The following is a 24,995-nucleotide window of genomic DNA, read 5'->3' as shown; positions in this document are numbered from 1 at the left end:
AGATTAAGATTCTAAAGCGAATTGAGGGGTTAGCCAGTAATGACGGGGAGTAAAATTCTGCTTGAGTCCGGGACCAACGAAGTTGAGCTTCTGGAACTTTATCTTGATGAAGGGAGCGGCGATACGTACAAACGCTGGTCCTTCGGCCTCAACGTAGCCAAAGTAAAGAAGATAGTCAGGGAAGCAGACCTCAAAAATTTTTCCGGCCGTAAACAAGACGGCTCTATCTCCAGAGTTTCATCATCCATTGATACCCAGAACCCATTGGTGCTGGGTATGTTTGAGTTTATGGGCTCGGTTATACCTCTCATTGATCTTAGCGGCTGGCTGCGTATGGAGCCAGTTTCCAAGGATCAGCGTATGGTTTTGGTTACTGAGTTTAATGAAATTGTCAGTGCTTTTCTGGTTTCCGGGGTTAATAGAATCCACCGTGTAAGCTGGAGTGAGCTTGAATCCCTGCAGGGTAATATGGCCAAGTATGCCGAGGGGACTATCATTGGAACGGTAAAGCTTACTGATCCCGACCGCATCCTGCAGGTGCTTGACCTTGAGCAGGCCATGGAAGACCTCAATCCTGCGCGTGATAGAGCCGCTCTTGCGGAAGTGGAAGAATCTGTGGAGTGTGTTTATCAGGCTATATGCGCTGATGATTCACGTTCCATGCGTAATCTGGTGAAAAACTCACTGCAACGCGGGGGATTTGAGGTTGATGCCTATCCTAACGGGCTTGAAATTTGGAAAGCTCTTGAGGAAATTTCTGCTAAAGTGGGCAAGACAGGATTGCATGTCTCCGAGTTTATCCAGTTGGTTGTCTCTGATATTGAAATGCCGGGAATGGACGGGCATGCCCTGACCAAGAAAATCAAGAAAGACCCCAACCTGCGTGACCTGACCGTTTATCTTTTCTCGTCACTGATCACAGAAGAACTGCTGCATAAAGGGGATGCCGTAGGGGCCAACCGTCAGTACTCCAAGCCTCAGATTGCTACGTTGGTCAAGCAGGCCAGAGTGGATCTTGATGAGCTTTATAAGTGCAAAGGCTAAAGCTGCTCTTCTCCGCTGGCTATTAGTTCCAGCGCAGCCTCATCAATAATTTCGATTGTTTTCCGCTCAACTTTAATAAGTTCTTGTTCGCTCATCTTCTTGAAAACGCGGGAAAGGGTTTCCTGAATGGTTCCCAGATAAGAGGCGATCAAGCCCTTGGGAAGGTCCAGTTCCAGTATATTGGAGTTCTGGGTGGATTTAAGCAGCAGCAGGTAGCTGGCAAGCCTTGCCGGGACTTCGCTCAGACTCAGGGCTGCCACCTGATTGACCAATTGACGAAGCCTTCCTGAAAGCAGGGCCAGCATGGACATGGCAAGGTCCGGGTCTTCGCGGATTACCTTTTCAAAGCGATCACGAGGGAAATAGAGCAGGGTGGATTTAGCCAGAGTCACCGCACTTGCAGGATAGCATGCACCCTGAAAGACAGGAACTTCCCCGAAAATTTCCCCGGCCCCGAATATATGGATAATTTGCTCTTTCCCGGCCAGAGATTCCCGGTAGATTTTGACCTTTCCTGACTCCACAGAATAAAATCCCGTGGCATCACTTCCGGCGGTAAAAATTTGTTCACCTTTTTTCAATTCACGGGGAACGATGATCTGCTCCAGCTTTTCCTGCTGTTCTACGCTCAGGCCTGCAAATAGGGAGATTTTATTTAGCTCGTGTGTCTTTTTCATTACAGTATTCTTTTATAATTAATGATGCCCGGTAAATGACTTAAGTCAGGGTTTGTGAGAATTATATCCTGTATGATTAACTAACTGATAAAACGAAGAAAGGAAACAATATGGAGAAAGCAGCTATAATTAACGCCTGTCGGGGACCTGCCGGAGGATGCCGTTTTGCATTATATATTGATGAGGATTTTGCAGAGCGCATTGAGACGGTGGTTGAAGAAAGCGGCTGGTCTGAATTTTTACGTCAGAGATTCGGAGAAAAAATCAACAGACATAAGTTGCTTAGCGTAAGTGCTGCTGCCTGTCCAAATGGCTGTTCACGCCCACATATTGCGGATATCGGTTTGATCAGGGCTTGTGTTCCGGTCATTGATCATGAAGGCTGTATCGGGTGTGAGGAATGTGTACAGCACTGTCCTGATGAGGCTATGGAGATGGTTGACGGTAAGGTTGTCATATCCCGTGAGAAGTGTCTTGTCTGCGGCTATTGCACTAAAGTCTGTCCCACGGAAGTTATTTCTTGTTCCCGTAGCGGGTGGCGTTTTCTGGTCGGAGGCAGGCTGGGCAGGCACCCACGTCTTAGTATGGAGCTCCCCGGAGTCTATTCTGATGAAGAAGTGTTGGATCTGATTTCCAGATGCTTGAAGCTCTGGATGGACAATTATGTGGACGGCAAGCGTTTCGGTTGGGTCATGGACCGGGTCGGTCATGATAAAATTTTGCTGGAATCTTAGCCGTTCCAATTCTCAGGCGGTATGATGGCAGGACTTTTCATAATATCACTTTCCTATCTGCTTTTGGCTGCTCATGGATTGCGTGGCGGCGATGGCGGATTAGCTGTCTTTATGATCGGTTCTGCCGGACTCGCTTTCAGCAGGCAACGCTGGGCCGGAAATGTTACCGGGGTCCTGCTTGGATGTGGCTCACTGCTTTGGTTGGTTAAAGGGGACAGTTTGATCAACCTGCGTATCGGCGTAGGTGAAGATTGGATTCGGTTAGCCCTTATTATGGGGGCATTGTTCGCTCTAACTCTTTTTTCTTCTGCCCATTGCTTTTCTCATGCCGGAAGAGAACGTTTCAGCAGAAGCAAAGAACAGGGTTGGTTCAGGGCCTCTATCTTTTTGTTGACCGCCCTGTTGTTGGAGATCGCCCGCAGCAAGGTTTCTTTTCCCATCCTGCTTGCCGATCGCTTTTTTCCTGGCTGGGGCAGGGCGGAAATATTTCTTTTAGCCCTGTATGCTTCATGGCTCGGCGGGAAGATGTTCAGCCCTGAAGGTGCCAAAGCCATGCGCCCCCGTATTTGGGCTTTGTTTTCGTTAGTCTTTTTCGGACAGCTGGCTTTCGGGCTAGCCGGAGTTGAACAATTCCTGATGACCGGGAAATTGCATCTGCCTGTGCCCGCACTGATTGCCGCAGGACCTGTCTATCGCGGGTCCGGATTCTTCATGCCCATCCTTTTTACTGTTTCGGTACTGTTGGTAGGTCCGGCATGGTGCAGCCATCTCTGCTATATCGGCGCATGGGATGATCAGTGCAGCCGAATTGGCAAGTTCAAGCCTTCCAGTAAATTCAATCCCCGTTTGATTTGGCTGCGATTGGTTCTGCTGGTGCTGGTGGTAGGCGTTGCATGGTCCATGCGATTCGCCGGTGTTTCAGCTCTAATTGCAGTATGGAGTGCGGCGGTCTTCGGTCTGCTGGGCATAATGGTTATGCTTTGGTTCTCCCGGTGCATGGGCATGATGGTCCATTGCACGGCCTTTTGTCCTATGGGCATAGTTTCCAATTTATTGGGGCGCCTTTCTCCGTTGCGGATGAAGATTTCTGATGAGTGTTGCAAATGCATGAAGTGCAGCAGAACTTGCCGTTATAATGCCCTTAAGTCTGAAGATATTGAGGCTGGACGGCCCGGTATTTCCTGTACTCTTTGCGGAGATTGTATTTCCAGTTGTTCGGCAGGGAGTCTGGGATATAAATTTCCACTCCTAGGTTACAGTAAAGCCCGAAAGTTGTTTCTCATATTAAATCTGTCCCTGCATGCCCTTTTCTTAGGGGTAGCAAGGATTTAGTATTCTATTATAAAGTATAAAGAGCTTTACTTCATTAATGGTAATGATTGTTTTTACTTAAAAGAATTGAGTAGAAATAATACAAAACATGTTCTGAAGGATTTGCTTTTATGATACCTTTAGAGGGCTCGAAGTCGGGCTTGGAATGAAAAGGAGAATGCTATGACTCGTACTGTAGTTGTTGATGTTGATGAATGCGTCGGTTGTGAAGCTTGTGTTGAAGTCTGTCCCGGCATGTTTGTCATGGGTGCTTGTGATCTGGCTCAGGTTCAAAATCCGGAAGGAGCTGATGAAGCTGAGGTGGAAGCGGCAATGGAGCTGTGTCCGACTAATTGTATCCATTGGGAAGATTAAAAAGTTATAAAAAAATGTCTCCCTTGACCTGAATCAAATACTTTTACCCGGTGTTTTCTTAATTTGGACTCAACGAATGAGAAATCACCCCTGAAGGCGGGAGGCCGCGGGTGGCACCCGCCTCAGGTTAATTTAAAAAAGTATTTAACGGGAAGGGAGAAATTTTATGGCTTTTGATCTGAATCAAATACTTAAAAAGGTTACTTCGATATTCGGTAATGAAGAAGTAGAAAACCAATTACCTGAAAAGGAGTTTAAAATGTTTTGCAACCAGTGTGAACAGACTGCGAAAGGACAGGGCTGCACCGTTAAGGGTGTATGTGGTAAGACTGATGAAGTATCCGCCATTCAGGACCTTCTTGTTCAGCTTTGTGTAGAGCTCGGTACCGTTGCTACCGCAGCCCGCAAGGAAGGTATCGCGGTTTCCAATGATGTTAACCGTCTCACTGTTGAAGCTGTGTTCTCTACCCTGACCAACGTCAATTTCGACGATGAAAGATTTGTTCCGGTCATTAAGAATGTTGCTGCTGCACGTGACGAACTTGCCGCCAAGGTAAGCGCCGACTGTGGCAAGCTGACCAAGGTTGCTGCCACTGCTGCTGAACTGAGCAAGCAGGGCGAAGCATTCCCCGTAACTGCTTTTGATGAAAACGAAGACCTGCGCTCCCTGAAGCAGATCCTTGTCTACGGACTCAAGGGTGTTGCTGCTTACACTGACCATGCCGCTATCCTCGGTCAGGAAGACGATGAACTTTACGCCCAGATTCACGAAGCACTTTCCGTAGTTCCGCAGCAGCTCGGTCTTGAAGAACTGGTTGGCTGGGCCATGAAGTGCGGTGAAATCAACCTCAAAGCCATGGAACTCCTCGATGCAGGTAACACCGGTTCTTACGGTCATCCCGTGCCTACCGAAGTTCCCCTCGGCGCTAAGGCCGGTAAGGCAATCCTCGTCTCCGGTCACGATCTCAAGGATCTCCGCCAGCTCCTCGAGCAGACCGAAGGTACCGGAATCAATATTTATACCCACGGTGAAATGCTGCCCTGCCACGGTTACCCCGAGCTGAAGAAGTTTGACCACTTTTACGGTCACTACGGTACCGCATGGCAGAATCAGGCTAAGGAATTCGCTGAGTTCCCCGGTGCTATCCTGATGACCACCAACTGCATCCAGAAGCCTGTAGAAAGCTACAAGGGCAACATCTACACCACCGGCCTCGTGGGCTGGCCCGGAGTTACCCACGTTGCCAACGGCGATTTTGCTGAAGTTATCGCAAAAGCCAAGGAACTGCCCGGTTTCGCAGCTGATACCGATAACGGTGCTGTACTTTGCGGTTTTGGTCGCAATTCCGTACTCGGCGTAGCTGACAAGGTTATCGAAGGCGTGAAGGCCGGTGCCATCAAGCATTTCTTTCTCGTCGGCGGTTGCGACGGCGCCAAGCCCGGACGTAACTACTACACTGAATTCGTTGAGCAGACTCCTGCCGACACCGTTGTCCTGACTCTTGCCTGCGGTAAGTTCCGTTTCTTCGACAAGAAGCTCGGCGACATCGGCGGTATCCCCCGTCTGCTGGATATCGGACAGTGTAACGATGCCTACTCCGCAATTCAGATTGCAGTAGCACTCGCAGGCGCATTCGAATGCGAAGTCAACGAGCTGCCTCTGTCCATGATCCTTTCCTGGTACGAGCAGAAGGCAGTATGTATCCTGCTGACCCTGCTGCACCTCGGCATCAAGGACATGCGCCTCGGACCCAGTCTCCCCGCATTCATCACCCCCAACGTGCTGAACTTCCTCGTTGAAAACTTCAACATTATGCCTATCAGCACACCTGAAGAAGATCTCAAGGCAATCCTCGGTTAGGAGGATGCTTCCGGCGGCTGGGGAGGGGAAAACTCTTGCAAGAGTTTTCCCCTCCCCAGCCCCCACCCCTTTCAGAACCTTTTATTATGCTTCGCACTGTATTCCGGAAGATTCTTACTTAATTCATAAATTTATTTTTACCCGGCAGTGCGTCATTTAAGATTTAGTACAAATTTCCGCTTCAGGTTCAGGTTAATTTCCTGAGGCACAATTAAAGAAGATAACAACAGCCTTAAACTACTAAAAGTTTTTGGGATTCTTAAACCCTTTTTTCAAAAAGGGTTTAAGGCCCCCGGCAGGGTCGCCGAAGGCTTCTTTTATAAAAAAGCGCGATAGCGCATCAAATCCTAAGCCCCGCAGGGCCGCCGAAGGCCGATAAGGCCCGGCACAGGAGGATATTAAAATGAAAGTATTACGTAAGATGATTTCTATAGACGAGGAACTTTGCGACGGTTGCGGCCAGTGTGTACCGGGCTGTGAGGAAGGCGCGTTGCAGATTATTGACGGCAAGGCCAAGCTGGTAGCTGAGAAATACTGTGACGGCTTGGGCGCGTGTCTGGGCGAATGTCCCACCGGTGCGTTGAAGGTCATTGAAGTTGAAGCTGACGACTTTGACCCTGAAGCGGTTAAGGAATTGCTGACCGAGCAGGGTCGCGAGATTCCTGATCATATGCCTGATCCCAAGAGCCTGCATCTGGATAGCCCGAAACCTGCTTCCGGCGGTTGCGGCTGTGCAGGATCAAAGATTGAAGCTTTTGCTCCGGCGGCTTCTCCTTGTCAGCAGGCCAATGTGCCTACTGATGCTGAGGCAGGACCTTCGCAACTGACCCACTGGCCGATCCAGATCCGTCTGGTGCCTGCGGATGCTCCGTTCCTCAAGGGGGCGGACCTGTTGCTGACCGCGGACTGTGTGGCGGTCTCAATGCCGGGCTATCATGAAAGATATCTGCCCGGTAAGAAGGTGCTCATGGGCTGTCCCAAGTTTGATGATGTACAGATGTACGTGCAGCGTTTGTCCGAAATTTTCAGCGTGAGTGGCATTAAATCCATCACTGTGCTGGAAATGGAAGTCCCTTGCTGTTCTAACTTCAGCAGGATTGTGGCTGCAGCTCTCAAGCAGGCCGGAGCGGATATTCCGTCAGAAAAGATTATTGTAAAGCGTACCGGTGAAATCAAGGCCAAGACGACTCTTGATCAGTCTGTACCGCTCTAAGATTCTCTAAAGAAGGATTCATCTACCTCCTTTGACTATATAAGCTGAAACGGGGCCTCTCCGAGTTGATCGGAGAGGCCCCGTTTCTATTCAAGAATGGTTATTTATACTTTTACGTAGCGAAGTTTATTAAAAGTTTCTTTGGCCGCCGGAGGCGAAATTTTTTAGTAAAAAGCGCGTTAGCGCATCAATTAATTCATAATATCCTGCTCAAAACCGGGCTGGTTGTTGAACTGGTCAGGTACATAGTGCGGCTGTGTGGAAGTTTGTGCGGGCTCATGTTTCTCATACGGCCCGGAAGTGTTTACCATGGGATAGATATCCGGATCTTCCTTTATGGGCAGTAGGGATTTGGTCTTGGAATTGAGCGGCACGGTCCAGTCCCATGCTCCTAGAATTTCACCGTCAGCAACTGTTGAAACTGCGGCGGTGACAAAAATTTGTTCCTTGCCTACGGAATATGCTCCGGCAAGAACGCACTTCTCCGGCGGGGCGAGGTCTTCATCAAGGGCAGTCAGGGGAAAGCGGGAGCTGTCAGCAACAATGGCAAATCCTTTCTGGGCAATACGCGAAGCAACCTGCTCTGTGAGAACTTTGGCAAAGTCGGTCTGCAGGGTACTGCCGCGTAAGCGGAACATGGTTACGGTAATGGGCGACCCCGGAGGCAGGCGTTCCTCAAGCTGGTTCGAAATTTGATCACCGGCTTTGTAGTTTAATTCCACCATGGGGGTATTATCTTCCTTGAAAAACGGTCCGGTGGTGGGCCGTTTACCGAGGTAATCCAAGGTCCGTTCCTTGTAGCCCGCTGAACATGCGCTGAGGGCCAGAAGTGCGGCCAGTGCCATTATCAAGCTGATTGTTCTGCCTTTCATGAAAGTTCCCTGTTTTTAAATATGAGCAATATTGCAATGGTTTGCTGACGCTAAATTAGATGCAATGAAAATGCCACGGAGTAAAAGAACCGCTTATACAGCCTCTTGACTCCGTGGCATATTTATTTGCGCTGGCAAAATCGGGCAGATAAAGCCGAAAAAATGGCAATAACCAGTCAGGATTAATCCAGCCGGGAAATAATTTCTCTGATCAGGGCGGACATGGCAGCTGAAGATTTAGCAGCCTGTTCGATCACAGCTTCATGGGTGGTTTCAGCCATGCAGTCCGGCAGGTTCTTGTTGGTCAGGCAGGCAATGCCCATGATCTTGATGTCCATGTGCACTGCGGCAATGGCTTCAATAGCTGTGGACATACCTACTGCATCTGCTCCGAGACGTTTGAACATGCGGGTTTCGGCCGGAGTTTCAAGGTTCGGTCCGGTTACCTGCACGTAAACACCGCGTTCAAGGCGGATTCCCTTGTCCTTAGCCGCGGAAACGGCAATGGAGCGCAATTCATCGCAATAAACTTTGCTCATGTCCGGGAAGCGGACTCCCCAATCATCATTGTTGTGTCCGGTGAGCGGGGAGTGGCCTGTGAAGTTGATCTGGTCGGTGATCAGCATCAGGTCACCGGCATCAAATTGGGGATTGAGCGCTCCGGCAGCATTGGTGATGAAAATTCTTTTTATGCCCAGCTCGCCCATAACCCTTACCGGGGTGCAGGCTTCAGCAGCGGTGTAACCTTCGTAGATATGGAACCGTCCACTGAATACAAGTACTGGTTTTCCTTCCATAAATCCGTAGATAAGACTGCCGGAATGGCCCTTGACGGTGGATTGCGGAAAGCCCGGTATTTCCGAGTAGCGGATTTCAATGGCTGAATCCAGCCGGGTAATGGCTTCGCCGAGACCGGAACCGAGAATGATTCCGGTGGCGTTAGCTTGAAAATTATCTATCTTTTCTAGTATATGCCTGCTAATAGTATGTATAGATTCCGGGGAGGTCATAGGTTATTTTACTCGTAGTTTCGGGTTTAATGTACGGATGGTGCATAAAAATGCGCCGTGATGCCTCTATCATCCGTCTTAACTAGTAACTTAAAAGAGAACGGGATTCTATGGATTTTTCCACTTTAATCGGGATGCTGGTCGGGCTTTCCCTTGTTGTCGGTGCGATTTTTATCGGTGGGGCTGTTGATGTATTTGTCAACATTCCCGGTATGATGATCGTTATCGGTGGAACTTTGGCCTCCATCTGCGTTGCCTTTCCTTTTGAAGAAGTCCTGCAGGCCATGCTCGCAGGGTTCAAGGCATTCTCTTCCAGAAAGGTCAAAGTTAATGAAGTTGTGAACATCATGGTCAAGGTTGCTGAAATCAGCCGCCGTGAAGGTCTGATCGCCCTTGAGAATGTCCAGACGGAAAACGTTGTTCTGCGTAAATCATGTCAGTTGATCGCGGATAACGCTGATCCTGAACTTATTCGCGCTACTTTGCAGATTGAAATTTCAGCCATGAAAAGGCGTCATAAGATCGCGCAGGACGTATATAAACGTCTTGCCGGGCTGGCTCCTGCTTTCGGGATGCTTGGTACCCTGATCGGTCTGGTGCAGATGTTGTCCAACCTGCAGGATCCGGCGTCTATCGGTCCGGCTATGGCGGTGGCTATTCTGACCACTTTTTACGGTTCCCTGCTGGCTACCCTGCTTTTCATTCCCATCGGGGCCAAGCTCAGGGCTAGAACTCTTCAGGAACAGTTGCATCTTGAAATTATTTTTGAGGGTGCCAAGTCCATCCTTGAGAATAACAACCCCCGTCTGGTTTATGAGAAGCTTTCCTCATTTCAGGCTCCCAAGGATAGAACCGGAGATTAAGCCATGGATGATGAACTCCTGAAAGGTTCTATACTGATTGAAGATGATGCTGACGAGGATGAGCCGAATGAGTGGATAACCACCTTTGCGGATTTATCCATGCTCCTGCTGGTTTTCTTTATCCTGCTTTATTCCATGTCTGAGATTGATGCTAAAAAGTTTGACATGACTTTCCAGTCGGTCAGCAAATCCATCAGTGGTAAATTGCAGAAGATTGCTACCAGTAAGGTCTCTCGCGAGGAAGCCGGGGCAATTCTCAATCAGGTTGTCACCCGCAGGCAGATCATCAAAGCCCAGCGCAAAGTTTTTGAAGATGTTAAATATCTTCAGACCACCAAGGGCGTGGAAGGGATTATGAGTGCTAAATTTGAGGACGGCAAAATTACCATTAAGCTGCCTTCTGACGTACTTTTTAATCCCGGACAAGTTCAGCTGAGCAAGAAAGGGCGGGCCGCAGTAAAAGCCTTGAAGAACTTTTTTATCAGCCACCCTGACCAGTACATAAATATCAAAGGATATACCGATGATACTCAGCCCAGCAGTAAGAGCAGGCTGAAAGATAACTGGGAAATTTCATCTTTACGTGCGGTAAATGTGTTACGCTACCTTATGAAATTAGGAATTAAGCCGAATAGGCTTACCGCGACCGGGCTTGGGGAAATGGATCCCCTTGTTCCCAATAACTCAAAGCGAAACCGTCAGCGTAACCGACGGGTTGAGTTTGTTTTGGATAAGATAATGACCGGGCCTTAAGCTCGCGATTATTAAAGGTTAACAAAATTATGATTTCACTCTCAAAATAAACATGGTTTTGTTTTGAGGAACAGATTTTGGACTATTGTTTTGTATCAACGGTGCTAACCTGTTGAATGTGATTGGAGAGAAGAATGGATATTTCATTCGATAGCAGTTCGGCAAGAGGAGCTTTCCGGACCAGCCTTCCCGGACTGGCCCTCAGGATTGAAGGTTACCCTTCCCCCTATAGTGTGAAGGATTTCAGTGTTAACGGTCTGGCCTTTTCCGCAGGTAAAGACAGTTTTGATGTGGATCAGCAGCTCAAGGTGGATTTCGTCCTTGGGAAAAAAGAACTTTTGACCGGTCTGGACATCAAAGTGGTGCGTGACATCGGCAAAGGGCTGATGGGCTGTATTTACGTTGATCTGGATAAGTATCAGGAAGCACGTCTTGATAAGCTGGTTCTTGAAGTTCAGAAACGTATGATCATGCTGCGCAAGAAAAAAGGCGCGTCCTGATTCCGGTCGGTGCTCTGCTGTGTATAAAGGTGAACATAAGGTTCTCATCGCCAATCGTGGTGAGATTGCCATCAGGATAGCCAAGGCCTGTCTGGAGTTGAATCAGAATTTCGTCTGTATCTATACAGCTGCGGACAGTGAAAGTGGTCATGTGCGTTTTGCACGGGAGAATGGTGGCGAGAAGAGCCTCTTTTGCATCAGCTCCTACCGTGATGCCAATGAAATTTTCAGTGTTGCGGATCGTAGCGGTGCTACGGCCATTCATCCGGGATACGGATTCTTTGCCGAAGATTTTAGGTTTGCGCGTCGGGTGGTGAAAAGAGAGAAACCGCTTATTTTTATCGGGCCTTCGTGGCGGGTGATTCAGGAGTTGGGCGACAAGATTAATACAAAACGTCTTGCGCGCAGTCTGGGAGTCCCAACCGTTCCGGGGTCCGACAGTCCTATTTATGATGAACTTGAGGCTGTCGAGCTTGCCGACAGCCTCTTCGCATTTCAGAGGGAACAGGGGTTTCAGGCCCCGGCCATTATGGTTAAGGCTTCTGCCGGAGGCGGGGGCATGGGCATTGAGGAAGTCAATGATCCCGATGAATTCCGTTCCGTTTACCGCCGTATTCGCAATTACGCCAAGCGTCAGTTCAATGATGAAGGCGTGCTTATTGAGCAGCGTATCTACGGATTCAACCATCTTGAAGTTCAGGTCGTTTGCGAAAGGAGCGGTCAGAAGCACGTCCATTTCGGAACCCGTAACTGCTCGGTGCAGAGCAGCGGTAACCAGAAGCGGATTGAGGTTGCGCCCGGATTTGCACCTGAAGAAATTCATTATATTTTCAATGCTTCCGGGGTGCTGAAAAGCATTACCGAGCACTCCTTGTCCATGGCCAGAGCGGTGAATTACGATAACGTGGGCACGTGGGAATGGATTGTTACCCAGCGCGGTGAGCCTTTCCTGATGGAGGTTAATACCCGTATTCAGGTTGAGAACGGGGTTTCCGCCGCTATTTCAGTGATCAAGGGAGAGCGCAACGTTAATATCGTGCGCGAGCAGGTTCGGCTCGGATTGGGTGAATCCATGGGGTACACTCAGGATGATGTGAACCTTTCCGGAGCAGCAATTGAGTATCGCATTATTGCCGAGAATCCGGATAATGATTTTGCCCCGTGGGTAGGTACCATCGATAAATTCGGCTGGCAGGAAGAGGAGTGGCTTGAGGTGTACACGCAGGTTCCCACTGACCGGCCCTATGAAATTCCTACTGAATTCGATCCCAACCTTGCTTTGGCAATTGTACGCGGCGAAAATCTGAAACATGCCAAGCAGCGGGGTGTTGAATTTTTAAACAGACTGATTTTGCAGGGACAGGATCGGACTGGTAGAAAACTTGAGTCCAATATTTCCTATCTGATTGATAAGACAGCCGCTTTGCTGGAATTTTAGTATGAATATTGATAAGCGCATCGACGCCCTTGCGGAGCGACTCAACTACATCAAGGACATTTTCGGGAATCTCGAAAATGCCAATATTTCTATGCTCAGTTCCGAGTTGGATGAGTTTCGTGATTTGCGTGGAACTATTTCGACCAAGGATTCCCTGAGCAGACTTGCCCGTCTTGAAGATCTGTTTTCTTTTCTTGAATCCAAGCTGGAAAAAGAGCTGACTCCAATGGACCGGGTGCGCATTGTGCGCCATCCGCAGCGTATCTGCCTGACCGATATTCTGGAAAATGTTTACGATAACTACACCGAACTGGGCGGACTGGGCGAGTTCAGCATCGACCCCTCCATGCTTATAGCTCAGGCTTACATAACCCGTCGCGTGGGGCTGAAGGTTGTCCATCAGCCGGTTATGGTTATTGGTCAGGAGAAAGGACACGGTCAGGAGTTTCGCAATGGAGGCTCGGTTAAGCCGTGGGGGAATGCCAAGGCGCTGCACTACATGAAAGTTGCGCAGGCTGAAGGGATTCCCATCCATACCTATATTTTTACTCCCGGTTCTTATCCCATTGAAGATTACCCCGGAGCGGCGCAGCAGATAGCCAAGAATATTTATGAGATGGGCAAGATTGATGTGCCCATCATCTCAGTAATTTCTGAAGGCGGGTCCGGCGGTGCTGAAGCAATCGGCCTTGCCGATCGCAGGCTCATGCTTTCTCATGGTTACTATTCTGTTATTTCTCCGGAAGGGGCGGCTGCAATCGAGGCTAATCTTCGTGACGGCAAACGGGTAGATGACTCATTGATCGGTAATTGTGCACGCAAGCTCGGTATCACTGCCGAGGATAACCTCAAGATGGGGTATATTGACCGCGTAGTGCAGGAACCGCATCTTGGGGCCAAGCCTGCCAGTTATGACTTTTTCCGCACTCTTCGTTCAGAGGTTATCAGGGCCACCAACGAAGTCTGCATTTCCGTAAAGGGACTTAAGCTTTTCCGGGCCATGGCTCTCAAGCAGAAGGGACCGGAAGAGGGTGAGGATGTCTTCATGCGCTGGGCCTTGAGTTCCCGTGCCCGGGCAAGGCTGGTTGAGAAGCGCTATGATAAATTTCGCAACCTTTCCACTTCCGCCTACATGGATCAGCGCTCTATATTTCTGAAGATGGGAGCGGCTGTTCAGGGGGTGGCATGGTCTACCAAGTCACTTTTTGTCTATAACCTTGTGGGGCGTACTGTGCGTGCTGCCAAGCAGGGTATGGAAGAGATTCAGGCCGAGGCCCATCTGGTTAAGGAGCGTACTGCCCGGTTGTTGAAAAAGGGCAAGGCTGACAATGGTTCAGTGACTACAATTTCTAGTGATGTTCGTGAAAAATTGCTTTGTCTTTCCACCTCGGACCAGTCTCCCTGTTTTGAAGAAGGACGTTGGAAATACAGTAGCCCCAAATGCAAGGATGATCGTACTTTTTCCTGTCCCAATGCAGCTACCGAAGGCTGTCTTGATCTTTGGGCTCCTGATTTGTTTGGTGATTTTGCCGGGGTGTGCAGTAATTGCGGCCATCATTTTCCTATGGAATACCAATGGTATTTATACAATGTTTTCAACTATGCCGAAGGTTTTGAATTCAATTCCGGCATAGAATCAGATAACCCGCTGAGCTATGAAGGTTTTGATCTCAAGCTGGACGAAGCCCGCAAGAGAACTGGGTTGCGTTCTTCCTGCATCACCTTTGAAACCCGCATGGACGGAATTAATGCCGTGGTTATCTGCCTTGCTGCTCCGTTCAGGGGCGGTTCTGTGGGCGCGGCTGAAGGTGAGAAAATCATTCGTGCTGCGGAAAGGGCCCAGCGTAAGCAATTGCCGCTTATTTTCTATGCCCACGGTACAGCCGGAATCCGTATTCAGGAAGGAACCAACGGTGTGCTTCAGATGCCGCGCTGCACCATGGCCCTGCGCCGTTATGTGGATGCCGGGGGCTTGTATCTGGTGATCTACGATACCAATTCCTATGGCGGGTCCGTGGCAAGTTTTCTGGGCTGTTCTCCTTACCAGTTCGGGATACGTTCTTCTAAGATCGGTTTTGCCGGACCAAGGGTTATCACTGAGACTACCGGGATTTCCATTCCGCCGGATTATCATAATGCATGGAATGCCCTTGCCCGCGGCCATATTCAGGGAATCTGGGATCGCCGTGAAATGGGCCGGAATATCGGGCAGGCCCTCATGACCATGGGCGGCCGGAATTTGTATTATCGGTAATTATACCTTCGTTTGTGTAGGTACTTATCGTAAAGTGTTTTCTGTGTTAGGGAGTTTCGCAGCAGGTTGACTTTGCCTGATAATGTCTGCAAATTGCCCGGACCGGATGCTGGGCTCAAGGCTTCCGGTTTTTAAATGTAAAAATAATGACCTCCGTCCAATGTGGCGGGATATAAGTAAAAATAATCCAGAGGTTAATATAATGCTGAATATTAAGGAACTGCTTGAAGAGATCAAGGCTTCTCCTTACGAGGAAATTGAAATATCTGTTCCCCATACCGGAACTGTTGAGTTTACCGGTCTTAAGGTTGGTGACAAGGTAAAAGGACCCACCGGTGAGTGGAAAGAAAAGCCCGGTACTGTGCTGGCTAAACTTACCCGTGAGCGCAATACCAAGAACATTACCGCTCCTGAAAAAGGTGAGATCGTATCCATCCGTCAGGACCTGGAAGACCGTTTTGTTGAAGCCGGTGAAGTTCTGATCAAGATCCGTCACTTCCTTTCTAAAGAAGAAGTAATCCAGCTGATCCTCAAAAAAGCTCTTTTTCTGTTTAATGCACCGGAAAAAGCAAAGTACTACTTCACTCCTGAAGTTGACGCTAAGATCAAAGGCTCCGGCGAGCGTTCCGTTAAGGTTACCGAAGGGATGGATCTGTTCATTGTTTCCCGCATGAAAAGGGAAACTCCGCTCAACTACAGCGGCCCCGAAGGTCTCATTTACTCTGTATACTTCCATAACGGTGACAACGTTGATGCGGCCCAGCCGTTGATCGGTGTTTGCCCTGCTGACCAGCTCAAGCAGATTCAGGAAGTTGTCAACCGCGTTCAGAGTGAATGGGAAGAGGTTGATTAATAAGAGCTTTTCACTTTATTAATGTTGCCATTGACGGACTCTTTTTTTCCGTATTAATAAAGGATTTTTCGCATGGGAAATGTGCTCCAAATCAGGGTTATGGCCCGTACATATGATGAAGCCGAAGTTGAGAAAAACTGGCCTTATCTGGTTAAGACCGCTTGGGAAGAACCGCAGCCCGAGGGGCGTTCGCGTGGGGTTGTCGAACTAGTCGAGGATCTTAAGGACCGCCTTGAGCTGGGTATGATCCCGGAAGAAAAGGCCGAAGCCATGGCTGAATCCATCCGCAAGGCATATGATCTTAAACTGCGTATGGAAAAAGCGCTTGGTGACTGGAAAGCTTCGGAAGCCAATACCATCAGCTACGATCTTGAAGACGAGCTGAGTGTTGCGGAAAAGATCGCTTCAAAAAGAAAATTCAGATAAATGGGGGCCTAGATGGCAGGAAGCATGAACAAAGTAATATTGATAGGACGTATCGGGCAGGACCCGAAACTTTCATACACAACCTCCGGTCAGGCCTTTGCCAACTTTTCTGTTGCCACAGATGAAGGGTACAAAGATCGTAATACCGGACAGAAGGTTGATAAGACCGAATGGCACCGCGTTACCGCTTGGAGACACACTGCTGAATTTGTAGGCAAATATCTCTCCAAGGGCCGACTGGTAATGGTTGAAGGCAAGCTTCAGACCCGCAAATGGCAGGACCAGAACGGGCAGGACCGCTACACAACCGAAATCGTAGCCAACAATGTTCAGGGCCTCGACAGCAGACAGGAAGGCGGTTACCAAGGCCAGCAGCAGGGTGGATACCAGCAGCAGGGCGGCGGACAGTACAACAATCAGCAGCAGGGTGGCGGCTATCAGGGCCAGCCTCAGCAGCAACAGTACAACAACCAGCAGCCTCAGCAGCAACAGCAGGGCGGCGGTTTTCCCGAAGATGAAGATCTCGGTCCCGCATTCCCTTCCGAAGCAAGCGGAATGGACGAAGTGCCGTTCTAGATCTCAGAAAGTCTTTATTAAAGTACAAAAAAATCCCCGTAGCCTTATGGTTGCGGGGATTTTTCTTTTTATTCGAACCGTTGATCCGTCTTGGTCAGATCAAAGTCCAGCAGGGTTGTGCCGGGACAGATGGCGGCGAGCATCTTTACCGGACTCATATACATGGAAGTCCAGTCGAAGGTCAGTTTTAAAGTCCGCTCATTCATTTCATCGAATTTAACCAGCATGGGACGGATGTTTTTCTCCTTCACCTTTTTCTTGGTGGTATGGGAGACAATGTATTCTTCCGACTCTGCGTACTCGCGCAGGCGGTCCATTTTTTCTTTGGCTTCTTCGTCAGAGCAGGTGAAGATCAGGGTGAAATCTTCCACTTCTGGCTGCTTCTGCTTTTTGGACAAAGTCAGCGGATCAGCACCCACAATCTTCATGCCCATGGGCATCTGCTTGTTAAGGCGGTCCACCAGATCCTGTGCGCTGATATCGGTGCGCAGCATGATGTTCATCCATTCTTTCAAGCTTTCCACGCCCACAGGGAGTGCTCGTCCAAAGGACATGCGCGGCATGGGGTGGTACCCCTGCGAGAAGGTCAGCGGCAGTTCAGCGCGGCGCATGGCCCTTTCAATTACGGGCTGCAGGTCCAGCTGCGACAGGTAGGCCGAAGTTCCGGTCTTGGTGTACCAGAGCCTGAAATGGCTGCCCTTGATGCCGAGGTCCGGTTTTTCTTCCTGTACGAAGTCTGGGACATCCCCGGTCTGGTCGCGGGTTTCAAAAACCATTTTGGGACGCAGGTCCATGGTTTCTGCCTGCTTTTCGAGCAGGGATTTACGGCCGTCAAAGTTGCAGACCCCACAGTTGCGGCATTCTTCGTAACGGCAGTCCCCAGTAATTTTTTCGGAGATACCGCGTTTGAGTTCCGCAAGCAGGAACCGTTTGCTTACTCCTGCGGAAAGGTGATCCCAAGGCAGGCGGGCATTGTGCTCACGTGCTCCAGTGAACTCTTCAGGATCAAGTCCTTCCTCTTTCATGGCCTCAAGGTAAGGTTCCAGTTTGAGGTGGTCTTTCCAGCTGGAGTAGAGCGCGCCTTTTTTATAGGCTTTCTCGATTACCGGGCCGAGTCTGCGGTCACCGCGTGAGAAAATACCTTCAAGGAAGGTCATACGCGGGATATGGGATTTCATATTAATGCGCTTCTGCTTGCTGAATCTTTCGCGCATGTAATCCAAACGTTCGCCAATCTCTTCAAGGGAAATCTGGCGTTCCCACTGGAAGGGAGTATGTGGTTTGGGTACGAAAGGCGATACCGCAGCGGTGATGTTCAGCTTCTTGATGTGCCTGCCTGCAACGTCGCGAACTTTGACGCAAAGGTCGACAATGGCATCGAGATCTTCGAAAGTTTCGGTGGGCAGGCCGATCATGAAATAGAGTTTGATATTCTGCCAGCCGTTTTCATAAAGCATGAGCGCGTGATCCAGCAGAGCCTCTTCGGTGATGCCTTTGTTAATCACGTCACGCATGCGCTGGCTTCCGGCTTCAGGAGCAAGAGTGGCCCCGGTGCGGCGGATGGTGGCGATACGTTCCATGATCGGTTCGGAAAGGGAACCTACACGCAAAGAAGGCAGTGAGATGGAAATCTGCTCGGCTGCACAGTTATCAAAGCATTGGGCGAAAAGGGTATCCAGTGCGGAGTAGTCCCCGGTACTCAGCGAGAGGAAAGAAGTTTCCTCGTATCCGGTTTCTTCCAGACCTTCCATGAGAGTCTTGGTCAGGGTTTCCGGGGTGCGTTCACGAACCGGGCGGTAGATGATCCCTGCCTGACAGAAACGGCAGCCACGGGTGCAGCCACGGGCAATTTCCATGGTCAGCCGGTCATGGATGACCTGACCGTAGGGCAGAATCTGTTCTTTGGGAAAGGGGATGGGTTCGAAATCTTCCACCACTGCTTTTTCCACAAAGAAGTCGCCGGGATTCTCGGGATCGAAAAATTCGGGAATGTAGATGCCGGGCAGTTCGGCAAGTTTTTCAAGGCGTGCCTTGCGACCCAGTCCCTGCTCCTTGCACTCGGCAATGATTTCCATGACTTTGATGATGGATTCTTCTCCGTCACCGAGCATGATTACATCAAAGAAATCCGCCACAGGCTCGGCATTAAAGCAGGCACCGCCACCGCCGATAATCAGTGGACAGGAATCGTCACGGTCGGCCGCTTTAAGCGGGATGTCGGCAAGGTCGAGCATGAAGAGCACGTTGGTATAGCACAGTTCATGGGTCAGGCTGATGCCCAGCGCGTCCACATCTTTCAGCGGGGTATCGCTTTCAAGGGTGGCCAGCAGTTCACCGTGTTCGCGCATGATTTCAGCGGTTTCTTCGCAGGGTGTGTAGACACGCTCGGCGTAGAAATCATCATGCTTGTTGACGATTTCATAGAGAATCTTCTGGCCGAGATAGGACATGCCGATCTCGTAAAGATCAGGGAAACCAACGGCGATATGAGCCTTGACCTTAGCAGGGTCCTTGTGGACGGAACCCCATTCCGAACCCAAGTAACGGGTAGGGCGGGGCAGAAGAGGGAGCAGCTTTTTCAAAAGTTCAACCCTTGGATTTGATTTGATGCGCTATGCGCTATTTATGGAAAGATTTTGCCTCCGGAGGAAGACCCGCCGGAGGCTTTTAAAATTATTTCTTCAGCAGTTCGGAAATATCGGAAACGTTACCGCCGCCCATGCCGCCGAGACCACCGGTGGAGAGGGTCAGGTTGCTGGAAGCTTCGAGATATTTGGTGGAAACATCTTCAGGACAGTTCTTGTAGGTGTAGAGAATGTGACGGCCTTCGATTTCGCCTTCGATTTCGTTATCAAAAGGATAGCCGAAAGGCAGGATCATCATCTGCACGCCCTGCTGTGCGGGAACGGTCTGGAGTACTGCGGGATCTTTGATCTGGTCGTTTTCTTCGTCCCATTTACCAATAACCATGTCGCCGTTGATGAGCTTGAAAAGTTTTACATCGTAAGCCATTTTAATTCTCCTTGTCAGGCTGCGCGAAATTGGGCGCGTCAGGCCTGTTAAAATTTCATTAGAAAAAAAAGACCGGACGGGTTTTTATAAAATCCGGTTCCGGTTTGCGGTTGCGCTTTTGGGCAACTCGTAAGAATTAGTGCCTGAAGTCCGGTGTGTCAAGGTTTAGGGCGTATTGGAGGCGCAAATTGGGGAGTCTTGTTTTCGAGCATTCTATACGGCAGCAAGCAGTTCCTTGTGACGAAAACAGCTTACCAGATGATCGTTAACCATTCCGGTAGCCTGCATGTAGGCGTAGCAGATCGTCGGGCCAACGAAATTAAATCCCCGCTTTTTCAAGTCTTTACTCATGGCTTCTGCTTCTGCGGTCTTGGCGGGAACTTCTTCCATTGTTTTCCAGTTGTTCTGGATTGTTTTCCCATTTGTGAATTGCCAGATGTAAGTGTTAAAGCTTCCGAATTCTTTTTGAATATCCAGAAATGCCTGGGCATTGCGTACAGCGGAATTTATTTTGAGCTTGTTGCGGATAATTCCTTCGTTCTGACGGAGACGTTCAATGTCGTCTTCAGTGAAGCGGGCAACAATTTCGGGATCAAAATCAGCAAATGCTTGGCGGTAGTTATCGCGCTTCTTTAAAACGGTCAGCCACGAAAGTCCGGCCTGTGCTCCCTCAAGGATGAGGAATTCAAAGTGGGGCTGGTCATCGTGCAGGGGGACTCCCCATTCTGTGTCATGATAGGCTATTTCAAGTTCGTGCTGTGCCCATTGGCAGCGGTTTGGCATGGAGGGCTCCTTGTTAGATAAAGTTTGTTTTTCAAGTTGAACTTCTTTTACAGAAACTGATAAAAAAAGTCAGGCTTCCTGATTAAGCTTTAATTATTTAGTTCATTTTACTTAATTGGGGTGAAAGTAGCGAAATTGTTTGGAGGGATCATGTTTAAAGTAGCTGTACTGTTTTTTCTGCTGTTTGGAGTGTTTTTGGGCACAGCTAGTGACGGCGACGCGAATAGTAGGAATTATAGAGGTGAGTTGATTGTTCTGGCAGCCCCTCTGTCTGGTGATCCGTACTATGCTGATATGGCAGATAAAATTTTTAATTTTCATGTTGAGTTTGCCCGCCAGATTAAAAGGCACAATGATTCTGTTTTGATTTTGGTAGATGAAGAAAATTATGAAAAGTATGTGAATGCCTTGGGCCGTGAAAGCGTGGCTATTTATCCAATGGCGGACATCTGGATGCGTGATTTCGGACTTTCAAATGCAGCGAACCCGGTTTTATTTCGTTATACCGCTGCAGCTCAAGGCGGAGGTCTCAAGGGACAACGGGAAGCAGACGCTGTTCAGCATGATTTGGTTCAGCTTCTGAGCAAAGCCGGGGTGCAGTATCGTAAGCTGGATTTGTTAAATGACGGTGGAAACTTGGTAGACGATTACGCCGGCAACGCGGTTCTGAGCAATAAATTCTTGCGGGATAATAATCTGACAGAATCTGCAGCCCGTAAACTTCTGCGTGAGAGACTGAATCTGAAGAATGTGGCTTTCATTGATTCCGATGAGCAGGGCGGCCTTGAGCATGCTGATGGTGTTGTTTCATTTGTGGATGAGAATACACTGGTTATAAATTCATATGATGATCATGAATATTCTCAAAAATTAGTAGAAGACCTGAAACGCGGTTTGCCCGGAGTCAGAATCACGAAAGTTGTGACTCCATACGATGACAGTTCTGTTTATGATGAGCGGTTTGGTTCGGCTTGCGGATTGTATACCAATGCATTGGTCACTCCTGATCGTATCTATCTGCCCCAATTCGGTATTCCTGAAGATGAGATTGCGAGGAAGTGTTTCAAGGAAATCAGCTGCAAGGAAATCGTTCCGGTATTTTCAAGCGAGGTATGCCTGATGGGAGGCGGTGTCCGGTGCATGTCATGGCAGTTGAGAGGGACGAATGCTCGAAATTTGTTGGAATATTTTGATTTAAATATCCTAAGCGAGGAATAATTAAAAACTCTCCGTATCGATGCACCATGCATCGACCGGAGAGTTTTATGGGGGTACGGAAGTTAAATGAGCTGAACTTCCGCAAGGAGTTTCCTCAGAGATGAGTTGTACCCATTACCCTGATGAAAAGTAGTTATCCGGTTGTTTCCGGGCTGGCATTTAAACTTCTGTGAGGCTTCTTGACCATGGCGATTGCTGCAGCTCCGATGAAGCAGCATACTCCGCAGATGGTGAATGCCAGCGGGAAGTTGCCCATGTCGCCAAGTACGCCGCCGAGCAAGGGACCGCCGATACCACCTGCGCCGTAGGCGAGGAATATGTACGGGTAGTTCTGGCCCACGCTCTTGGTGCCGAAGGTGTCTGCGGTGATTGTGGGGAAGAGGGCAAAGTTGCCGCCGAAGTTAAAACCGATGATGGTCGCGCCTACGTAGAGGAGGAATGCATTTCCGGCCATGGCTGTGAACGCCAGCAGGGTCGCGCCCTGAATGGCGGTCATGAGCAGGATAGAACGTTTGCGGCCCAGTTTATCACTCATGGTTCCCCAGATGATGCGCCCCAGTCCGTTGGCGAGGCTGAAAAAGACAGCCATGGCAGTACCTGCAATGGCACTGGCTTCCGCAACGCTGTGGCCCGCTGCCTGCAATGCTTCCATGGGGTAGAGTTTCATTAAGCCGATGGACATGAGTCCTGCTGCTGCGCTGAAGGTGAAAGTTGCGAAAATGAGATAGAATTGCGGAGTGCGGAGCATTTCAGTGGTGCTGAAGTTTTCTTCTTCAGCATCGTTTGCCGCATCTGCATTAGTTTCGGGATGGTAGCCTTCAGGTGCCCAACCTTCAGGGGGAAAGCGCATAAAGATGCCGCCTGCTGCGATCATCAGGCAGAAGAGTAATCCGTAGAGTGAGAAAGTGGTGGAGAGGCCGATGTTTGCGATTAGGTTACCCCATGCTCCGGCCAGCTTGACCCAGGCCATGGCACCGAAACCGAATCCGGCTACGGCCAGCCCGGTGATGAATCCTTTTTTATCGGGAAACCAGCGCATGCCCACGGCAATGGGTACCACGTAACCAAGGCCGATTCCGGCACCACCGATAAGTCCGATGAAGAGGCAAAGGGCGGTAAAGCTTGTTCCGCCGACGAGGCCTGCAAGGGCGTAACCCGCTCCCAGTACGAGGGCACTGAGGAAAGAGAGTTTAGTAGGCCCCCACTGAGCGAGTTTTTTACCGGCCCAGACCATGGAGATGGCAAAGCTGACCAGTCCGATTGAAAATACAACCTGAGTCTGGAATTTGCTCCATCCTGCCGCAATCAGTGACGGTGTAAACACCGACCACGCGTAAATTGCGCCAAGTGCCAATTGCATGAGCACCGCTCCTACTACGGCAAACCATCTGTTCATCACTTTTGCTTCACTCATTTCGTCCCCCGATGTTGAAGTTGTTCTTTTCTGTGTTTTCCAATCCGGGTGTTTTCTGCTGTTTTCCTTATCCGTGATGCCATAAAAGCACGGCTGTTTAATTGATGCATTCTATTTTCGGTGAACGGGAATTTAAATTGCGTTTTTCGGCTTCTGCTTTGTTTATTTACCGTCCGCCCCTTGAATTAGTCCGTTTATGGGTGTTTACCGGGAACAGGGGGCTACTCGATAACCATGTCCGTATATGATTGCCGCCAGCTCTTTGGTGGTGTTTCTGTCCCGGGATTCAGGTAGCCGATGGCTATGAGCATGGGAATCCAATAGTTTTCCGGTATGTTGAATTCCTTGCGCACTCCATCGTGGTCGAAACCGTCCATGGGATGGGATTCCAGACCGTTGGCAGTGGCAGCGTACATCAGGGACATGGCGAACAATCCGGTGTTTTTGTTGGCAAAGGCCTGCGCTGCTATTTCATCGCGCCCATACAAACCTTGGGTTACTCCTGCGAACCATTCCTTTTGTTCGGCCTGCATTTTTCCTGCTTTAACGAAGTCATTGAAAACATTCTCAACTGTTGATTTCTCCAGTTTCCAGCCTTCGCGGTCAGCAAGTACTATGAGGATTACCGGAGCCTCGGTCACTTTGGGCTGGTCAAAGGCCAATGCACGTAGAGCCTTCTTACGATTCATGTCGCGGATGACTTTTAGTTTCCACGGCTGCAAATTGTAGCTTGATGGTGCGTTTCCAGCTTGTTCGATGATTTTTTTCAGCAGGTTTTGATCAACATCACGCGCTGGATCGAAGTAATTTACAGCTCTCCTTTTCTCCAGAATTTTAGGGAATTCCATTTCACAATCCTTGTGGTTTAGGGTGTTTAATAAAAGTTCCTTCTTCATATTCCTGAAAAGCTTTTTCCAACTCTTCCGCAGTATGCATGACAATGGGGCCGCGCCAGTAAATCATTTCATTGATGGGTTTTCCGGTGAGTAAAAGAAAGCTGAGTGGGCTGGTGCCCGCATTGACTGCCAGTTCGTCTCCATCATCGAAAAGTACAAGAGAACGGTTTTCCACTTCCCGCCCGTTAATTGTTCCGGAGCCTGCGGTAACGTAAATGAATGCGGTGTAACCGCGCTTGGTGGGATAGATGAATTCAAGTCCTGCAGGGACTGTTACATCCAGATATTCCGGATCAATACCGATTCCTTTTGCCGGACCTTTGGTTTCGTCCACTTCTCCGGCAATGATCTTTATTCTTGTGCCATCAGCACGCTCAATAACCGGAATGTCTTTAGCTGGAATCTCCCGGTATTCGGGATCGATCATTTTGTTTTCGGAGCTTAAATTGGCCCAGAGCTGAAAGCCGTGCATGGAGCCGTTCTCGTTCCCTTTGGGCATTTCCTGATGGATTATTCCGCTGCCTGCGGTCATCCATTGTACGCTACCGGCACCGGTTACAGCTTTATTGCCGAGGCTGTCACCGTGTTCAACATCTCCTTTTAATAAATAGGTGATGGTTTCAATGCCCCGGTGCGGATGCCACGGGAAGCCTTTCAGGTAGTCTTCGGGATCGTCAGACCGGAAGTCATCGAGCATCAAGAAAGGGTCGAAAAGGGAGGCTTCAAAATAACCGAAGGCTCGGTGCAGTTTTACCCCGGCACCTTCATGAACCGGTTCGCCGTAGAAAATCTGTTTGATTTCGCGCTGCATTGTTTTCTCCTGCATGAAGTATACTGAGACTATTATTTTTCATGTTAACAGCATGGAGTGTATTTGCAAGAGCGAGGACAAAAAAATAGACCGGAACACAC

General features: G+C 49.3%; 24 protein-coding genes. 15 read left to right on the top strand and 9 right to left on the bottom strand.

Annotated features, from left to right (window positions below; translation table 11 throughout):
- Nucleotides 1-39: 39 nt before the first annotated feature.
- On the top strand, nucleotides 40-1,044 hold the full coding sequence (locus ACO05Z_RS14580) for a chemotaxis protein (RefSeq protein WP_421902911.1): 1,005 nt from the start codon (nucleotides 40-42) through the stop codon (nucleotides 1,042-1,044).
- Here ACO05Z_RS14580 and ACO05Z_RS14575 read toward each other — a convergent pair.
- Entirely contained in the window at nucleotides 1,041-1,721 is a 681-nt protein-coding gene (locus tag ACO05Z_RS14575) for a Crp/Fnr family transcriptional regulator (RefSeq protein ID WP_421902910.1), read from the bottom strand. The two genes, ACO05Z_RS14580 and ACO05Z_RS14575, sit on opposite strands and share 4 nt — an antisense overlap.
- Before the next feature lie 110 nt (nucleotides 1,722-1,831).
- Here ACO05Z_RS14575 and ACO05Z_RS14570 point away from each other — a divergent pair, with 110 nt between their 5' ends.
- The 5 genes from ACO05Z_RS14570 (at nucleotide 1,832) to ACO05Z_RS14550 (ending at nucleotide 7,215) form a co-directional block, all read left to right on the top strand.
- Nucleotides 1,832-2,455 carry a 4Fe-4S binding protein gene (locus ACO05Z_RS14570; protein ID WP_421902909.1) on the top strand — a complete coding sequence of 208 codons (624 nt, stop codon included), beginning with the start codon at nucleotides 1,832-1,834 and terminating at the stop codon, nucleotides 2,453-2,455.
- A 24-nt stretch (nucleotides 2,456-2,479) separates the two neighbouring features.
- Nucleotides 2,480-3,787, top strand: coding sequence for a 4Fe-4S binding protein (locus tag ACO05Z_RS14565; protein WP_421902908.1), 1,308 nt, complete (start codon nucleotides 2,480-2,482; stop codon nucleotides 3,785-3,787).
- Nucleotides 3,788-3,949: 162 nt separating this feature from the next.
- Nucleotides 3,950-4,141: a ferredoxin gene (locus tag ACO05Z_RS14560; protein WP_421902907.1), complete on the top strand. Its 192-nt coding sequence runs from the start codon at nucleotides 3,950-3,952 to the stop codon at nucleotides 4,139-4,141.
- Nucleotides 4,142-4,400: 259 nt separating this feature from the next.
- Nucleotides 4,401-6,002: a hydroxylamine reductase gene (hcp, locus tag ACO05Z_RS14555; RefSeq protein ID WP_421904188.1), complete on the top strand. Its 1,602-nt coding sequence runs from the start codon at nucleotides 4,401-4,403 to the stop codon at nucleotides 6,000-6,002.
- A 403-nt stretch (nucleotides 6,003-6,405) separates the two neighbouring features.
- Complete coding sequence (locus ACO05Z_RS14550; RefSeq protein ID WP_421902905.1) at nucleotides 6,406-7,215, top strand: ATP-binding protein; 810 nt, start codon at nucleotides 6,406-6,408, stop codon at nucleotides 7,213-7,215.
- A gap of 191 nt (nucleotides 7,216-7,406) precedes the next feature.
- Here the strand turns inward: ACO05Z_RS14550 and ACO05Z_RS14545 are convergent, their stop codons facing one another.
- Nucleotides 7,407-8,087, bottom strand: coding sequence for a hypothetical protein (locus ACO05Z_RS14545; protein ID WP_421902903.1), 681 nt, complete (start codon nucleotides 8,085-8,087; stop codon nucleotides 7,407-7,409).
- A gap of 182 nt (nucleotides 8,088-8,269) precedes the next feature.
- Nucleotides 8,270-9,097 carry a purine-nucleoside phosphorylase gene (locus ACO05Z_RS14540; RefSeq protein ID WP_421902902.1) on the bottom strand — a complete coding sequence of 276 codons (828 nt, stop codon included), beginning with the start codon at nucleotides 9,095-9,097 and terminating at the stop codon, nucleotides 8,270-8,272.
- A gap of 110 nt (nucleotides 9,098-9,207) precedes the next feature.
- Here ACO05Z_RS14540 and ACO05Z_RS14535 point away from each other — a divergent pair, with 110 nt between their 5' ends.
- The 8 genes from ACO05Z_RS14535 to ACO05Z_RS14500 all read left to right on the top strand — a co-directional run bounded on the left by ACO05Z_RS14535 (nucleotide 9,208) and on the right by ACO05Z_RS14500 (nucleotide 16,760).
- The gene (locus ACO05Z_RS14535; protein WP_421902900.1) at nucleotides 9,208-9,960 is read left to right on the top strand and encodes a motility protein A; all 753 of its coding nucleotides are present in this window, start codon (nucleotides 9,208-9,210) and stop codon (nucleotides 9,958-9,960) included.
- Between the two features lie 3 nt (nucleotides 9,961-9,963).
- Complete coding sequence (locus ACO05Z_RS14530; protein WP_421902899.1) at nucleotides 9,964-10,713, top strand: OmpA/MotB family protein; 750 nt, start codon at nucleotides 9,964-9,966, stop codon at nucleotides 10,711-10,713.
- Between the two features lie 134 nt (nucleotides 10,714-10,847).
- A complete protein-coding gene (locus ACO05Z_RS14525) occupies nucleotides 10,848-11,213 on the top strand; it encodes a PilZ domain-containing protein (protein WP_421902897.1) in 366 nt (121 codons plus the stop codon).
- 19 nt (nucleotides 11,214-11,232) lie between these two features.
- Nucleotides 11,233-12,651: a biotin carboxylase N-terminal domain-containing protein gene (locus ACO05Z_RS14520; protein ID WP_421902896.1), complete on the top strand. Its 1,419-nt coding sequence runs from the start codon at nucleotides 11,233-11,235 to the stop codon at nucleotides 12,649-12,651.
- A 1-nt stretch (nucleotide 12,652) separates the two neighbouring features.
- Nucleotides 12,653-14,905: a carboxyl transferase domain-containing protein gene (locus ACO05Z_RS14515; RefSeq protein WP_421902894.1), complete on the top strand. Its 2,253-nt coding sequence runs from the start codon at nucleotides 12,653-12,655 to the stop codon at nucleotides 14,903-14,905.
- 202 nt (nucleotides 14,906-15,107) lie between these two features.
- Nucleotides 15,108-15,758: a biotin attachment protein gene (locus ACO05Z_RS14510; RefSeq protein ID WP_421902893.1), complete on the top strand. Its 651-nt coding sequence runs from the start codon at nucleotides 15,108-15,110 to the stop codon at nucleotides 15,756-15,758.
- Nucleotides 15,759-15,830: 72 nt separating this feature from the next.
- On the top strand, nucleotides 15,831-16,184 hold the full coding sequence (locus ACO05Z_RS14505) for a hypothetical protein (RefSeq protein WP_421902892.1): 354 nt from the start codon (nucleotides 15,831-15,833) through the stop codon (nucleotides 16,182-16,184).
- A gap of 12 nt (nucleotides 16,185-16,196) precedes the next feature.
- The gene (locus ACO05Z_RS14500) at nucleotides 16,197-16,760 is read left to right on the top strand and encodes a single-stranded DNA-binding protein (protein ID WP_421902890.1); all 564 of its coding nucleotides are present in this window, start codon (nucleotides 16,197-16,199) and stop codon (nucleotides 16,758-16,760) included.
- 68 nt (nucleotides 16,761-16,828) lie between these two features.
- Here ACO05Z_RS14500 and ACO05Z_RS14495 read toward each other — a convergent pair whose 3' ends face one another.
- The 3 genes from ACO05Z_RS14495 to ACO05Z_RS14485 all read right to left on the bottom strand — a co-directional run bounded on the left by ACO05Z_RS14495 (nucleotide 16,829) and on the right by ACO05Z_RS14485 (nucleotide 20,555).
- Nucleotides 16,829-19,342: a TIGR03960 family B12-binding radical SAM protein gene (locus ACO05Z_RS14495; protein WP_421902888.1), complete on the bottom strand. Its 2,514-nt coding sequence runs from the start codon at nucleotides 19,340-19,342 to the stop codon at nucleotides 16,829-16,831.
- Nucleotides 19,343-19,433: 91 nt separating this feature from the next.
- Complete coding sequence (locus ACO05Z_RS14490; RefSeq protein ID WP_421902887.1) at nucleotides 19,434-19,772, bottom strand: hypothetical protein; 339 nt, start codon at nucleotides 19,770-19,772, stop codon at nucleotides 19,434-19,436.
- Between the two features lie 213 nt (nucleotides 19,773-19,985).
- Nucleotides 19,986-20,555 carry a DNA-3-methyladenine glycosylase I gene (locus ACO05Z_RS14485; RefSeq protein WP_421902886.1) on the bottom strand — a complete coding sequence of 190 codons (570 nt, stop codon included), beginning with the start codon at nucleotides 20,553-20,555 and terminating at the stop codon, nucleotides 19,986-19,988.
- Between the two features lie 150 nt (nucleotides 20,556-20,705).
- On the opposite strand from ACO05Z_RS14485, the gene ACO05Z_RS14480 reads away from it, so the two are divergent.
- Nucleotides 20,706-21,773: an agmatine deiminase family protein gene (locus ACO05Z_RS14480; protein WP_421902885.1), complete on the top strand. Its 1,068-nt coding sequence runs from the start codon at nucleotides 20,706-20,708 to the stop codon at nucleotides 21,771-21,773.
- 133 nt (nucleotides 21,774-21,906) lie between these two features.
- Here the strand turns inward: ACO05Z_RS14480 and ACO05Z_RS14475 are convergent, their stop codons facing one another.
- The 3 genes from ACO05Z_RS14475 to ACO05Z_RS14465 form a co-directional block, all read right to left on the bottom strand.
- Entirely contained in the window at nucleotides 21,907-23,187 is a 1,281-nt protein-coding gene (locus ACO05Z_RS14475; RefSeq protein ID WP_421902884.1) for an L-lactate MFS transporter, read from the bottom strand.
- 221 nt (nucleotides 23,188-23,408) lie between these two features.
- Nucleotides 23,409-24,035: a nitroreductase family protein gene (locus ACO05Z_RS14470; RefSeq protein ID WP_421902883.1), complete on the bottom strand. Its 627-nt coding sequence runs from the start codon at nucleotides 24,033-24,035 to the stop codon at nucleotides 23,409-23,411.
- A gap of 1 nt (nucleotide 24,036) precedes the next feature.
- Nucleotides 24,037-24,894, bottom strand: a complete 858-nt coding sequence (locus ACO05Z_RS14465) for a pirin family protein (protein ID WP_421902882.1) — start codon at nucleotides 24,892-24,894, stop codon at nucleotides 24,037-24,039.
- Between the last annotated feature and the right edge of the window lie 101 nt (nucleotides 24,895-24,995).

The organism is Maridesulfovibrio sp. (assembly GCF_965230075.1).
Classification (GTDB): Bacteria; Desulfobacterota; Desulfovibrionia; order Desulfovibrionales; family Desulfovibrionaceae; genus Maridesulfovibrio.
Note: the sequence above shows the minus strand (reverse complement) of the source record. Positions and strands in the feature narration are given on the sequence as shown.

Bases quoted from the DNA above. Each gene is read 5' to 3' on its own strand.
- ACO05Z_RS14580 (WP_421902911.1), top strand. From the start codon at position 40: ATGACGGGGAGTAAAATTCTGCTTGAGTCCGGGACCAACGAAGTTGAG.
- ACO05Z_RS14550 (WP_421902905.1), top strand. From the start codon at position 6,406: ATGAAAGTATTACGTAAGATGATTTCTATAGACGAGGAACTTTGCGAC.
- ACO05Z_RS14465 (WP_421902882.1), bottom strand. From the start codon at position 24,894: ATGCAGCGCGAAATCAAACAGATTTTCTACGGCGAACCGGTTCATGAA.
- ACO05Z_RS14565 (WP_421902908.1), top strand. From the start codon at position 2,480: ATGGCAGGACTTTTCATAATATCACTTTCCTATCTGCTTTTGGCTGCT.
- hcp (WP_421904188.1), top strand. From the start codon at position 4,401: ATGTTTTGCAACCAGTGTGAACAGACTGCGAAAGGACAGGGCTGCACC.
- ACO05Z_RS14505 (WP_421902892.1), top strand. From the start codon at position 15,831: ATGGGAAATGTGCTCCAAATCAGGGTTATGGCCCGTACATATGATGAA.
- ACO05Z_RS14515 (WP_421902894.1), top strand. From the start codon at position 12,653: ATGAATATTGATAAGCGCATCGACGCCCTTGCGGAGCGACTCAACTAC.
- ACO05Z_RS14480 (WP_421902885.1), top strand. From the start codon at position 20,706: ATGTTTAAAGTAGCTGTACTGTTTTTTCTGCTGTTTGGAGTGTTTTTG.
- ACO05Z_RS14500 (WP_421902890.1), top strand. From the start codon at position 16,197: ATGGCAGGAAGCATGAACAAAGTAATATTGATAGGACGTATCGGGCAG.
- ACO05Z_RS14485 (WP_421902886.1), bottom strand. From the start codon at position 20,555: ATGCCAAACCGCTGCCAATGGGCACAGCACGAACTTGAAATAGCCTAT.
- ACO05Z_RS14525 (WP_421902897.1), top strand. From the start codon at position 10,848: ATGGATATTTCATTCGATAGCAGTTCGGCAAGAGGAGCTTTCCGGACC.
- ACO05Z_RS14570 (WP_421902909.1), top strand. From the start codon at position 1,832: ATGGAGAAAGCAGCTATAATTAACGCCTGTCGGGGACCTGCCGGAGGA.
- ACO05Z_RS14530 (WP_421902899.1), top strand. From the start codon at position 9,964: ATGGATGATGAACTCCTGAAAGGTTCTATACTGATTGAAGATGATGCT.
- ACO05Z_RS14545 (WP_421902903.1), bottom strand. From the start codon at position 8,087: ATGAAAGGCAGAACAATCAGCTTGATAATGGCACTGGCCGCACTTCTG.
- ACO05Z_RS14470 (WP_421902883.1), bottom strand. From the start codon at position 24,035: ATGGAATTCCCTAAAATTCTGGAGAAAAGGAGAGCTGTAAATTACTTC.
- ACO05Z_RS14490 (WP_421902887.1), bottom strand. From the start codon at position 19,772: ATGGCTTACGATGTAAAACTTTTCAAGCTCATCAACGGCGACATGGTT.
- ACO05Z_RS14560 (WP_421902907.1), top strand. From the start codon at position 3,950: ATGACTCGTACTGTAGTTGTTGATGTTGATGAATGCGTCGGTTGTGAA.
- ACO05Z_RS14475 (WP_421902884.1), bottom strand. From the start codon at position 23,187: ATGAGTGAAGCAAAAGTGATGAACAGATGGTTTGCCGTAGTAGGAGCG.
- ACO05Z_RS14540 (WP_421902902.1), bottom strand. From the start codon at position 9,097: ATGACCTCCCCGGAATCTATACATACTATTAGCAGGCATATACTAGAA.
- ACO05Z_RS14510 (WP_421902893.1), top strand. From the start codon at position 15,108: ATGCTGAATATTAAGGAACTGCTTGAAGAGATCAAGGCTTCTCCTTAC.
- ACO05Z_RS14575 (WP_421902910.1), bottom strand. From the start codon at position 1,721: ATGAAAAAGACACACGAGCTAAATAAAATCTCCCTATTTGCAGGCCTG.
- ACO05Z_RS14535 (WP_421902900.1), top strand. From the start codon at position 9,208: ATGGATTTTTCCACTTTAATCGGGATGCTGGTCGGGCTTTCCCTTGTT.